The following is a 1,947-nucleotide window of genomic DNA, read 5'->3' as shown; positions in this document are numbered from 1 at the left end:
GGTGTTCTCGGTGGCCTGCTCAAGCATCGAGGCGATCTTGGGCACGGCGATGACATCGAACTCCAGGGCGGTGGCACAGGCAGCATCGACAGGTCCGGGCCCGTAGGTGCGCACCAGGCCGAGCAGGGTGTACACCGCCCGCACCCGAGACCACGGGCGCGGGTCGTCGACGATACGGGCCGCGTAGAGCCCGATATGGGGGCCGTGATGCTCGCAGGTGGCCTGCAGCTTGCTGATGTTGCGCAGCGCGTAGGCGGCCTTGTCTGCGGGGTAGTCGTTGGGGTCGGTGCTCTGCCCACCGGCGGGCTGGCGCGGGTGTTGCTTGACCAACTCGCCGCGGTGATAGAACTTCACCGCTTCGCTGTCCAGGCGAACGTCCAGTGTCGAGCCGATCCAGGTTTCGGGCAGTGAGTACAGTGCTTTGCCGACCGAGGCGTGAAAGTCTCTGTGCACCTTGACAGTTTTGAAGATCGGTACGTCGTAGTCGGCCGGTATCGGTAACAGGTGGGCGCGCTCGTCTGTGTCGAACAGCACCGCTGGCGCGGCGGCGGTGGTGCCGTGAATCCGCAGCCCCGCGGTGCTCTGGCACCACGCCACCGCGGCGGCCTGGGCATCGGGCAGGCTCGAGAATCGCTCACCGGCCCAAAAGTTGTTCTGCACGTAGTGGATGGTGCGTTCTACCCGCGGCTTGTCGGTTGGTGTGGCGACTCGGGCGGTGTCGGTGACGAACCCGGAGCTTGTCAAGATGTCTGTGTAAGAACGTGACTCCTGATTTTCTTGTGGTCTGTGGGGTTTAGCTGAGGTGGGGTTCGATCCGGTCGGGGTAGGCCAGTGCGAGTTGTCCGAGGGCCTGTTTCCAGTTGGTGACGACCTGGCCCTCGACCAGTCGCCCGAGGGCCTTACGGGGCTGTGACCGCCTGGTCCCGCGTTCTTTGAGTCGTTGAGCGGCTCGTTTGTCTTCGATGTCGCAGATGGCCAGCCACAACAGTTTGCGGACCGCGATGTCGTTGGGGAAATGGCCGCGGTTCTTGATGACCTTGCGCAGTTGGTAGTTCAATGACTCGATCGAGTTGGTGGTGTAGATGACTTTGCGCAGCTCGGGAGGGAATGCCAGGAACGGGATGAACCGATCCCACGCGCGGTCGAATGCCAATGCCGCACTCGGATACTTGACCCCCAGCTCTGAGTCCCGGAAAGCCTCCCACTCACGCCGAGCGGTCTCGGCATCGGGGGCGGTGTAGATCGGTTTGATCGCCCGGGCCACGTCTTTGCGGTCTTTGTAGTTCACGAACCGCATCGAGTTACGGATCAGATGCACCACACAGGTTTGCACCGTGGCCAGCGGCCAGGTCGCCTCGATTGCCTCGGGCAATCCGGTGAGCCCATCACAGCACACGATCAGCACGTCCTTGACGCCGCGGTTGGCCAGATTCGCACCCACCCCGGCCCAGAACTTGGCGCCTTCTTCGGCCTGTATCCAGATTCCCAGCACATGCTTGACGCCGGCCATGTCGACGCCAATAGCGATGTGGGCGTGCTTGTTTCGAACATGGGCACCGTCTTTGACCTTCACCACCAGCGCGTCGAGGTAGATGACGGGATACAACGGCTCCAGCGGCCGGTTCTGCCATTCATCGACCGCATCAAGGACCTCGTCGCAGATCTTGGAGATCGTCTCGTGCGAGAGATCGGTGCCGATCGTGGAGGCCAAATGGTGTTGGATATCGCGCAACGTCATGCCGCCGGCGTACAGCGAGATGATGATGTCATCGAGACCGCCAAGCCGGCGGGAGCCCTTCGGGACCAGCCGCGGGGTGAACGTCCCGTCACGGTCACGAGGAATGTTCAGCTCGACCGGCCCGGCCTCAGAGGCCACCGTTTTCGGGCTCGAACCGTTGCGGGCGTTGGGCAACTCCCGACCGGCCGGATCACCCTTCTCATAGCCGA

The 1,947-nt window shown here is 63.0% G+C and carries 2 protein-coding genes; both read right to left on the bottom strand.

The window, feature by feature from the left end:
- The coding region (locus GOAMI_RS22180) for a Mu transposase domain-containing protein (protein ID WP_006438889.1) at positions 1 to 744 on the bottom strand (744 nt) is incomplete at its 3' end.
- A 49-nt stretch (positions 745 to 793) separates the two neighbouring features.
- The coding region (locus GOAMI_RS22175) for an IS256 family transposase (protein WP_006438888.1) at positions 794 to 1,947 on the bottom strand (1,154 nt) is incomplete at its 5' end.

Origin of the sequence: Gordonia amicalis NBRC 100051 = JCM 11271, assembly GCF_000332995.1 — a bacterium.
Classification (GTDB): domain Bacteria; phylum Actinomycetota; class Actinomycetes; order Mycobacteriales; family Mycobacteriaceae; genus Gordonia; species Gordonia amicalis.
This window is presented reverse-complemented; position numbering and strand designations above follow the sequence as displayed.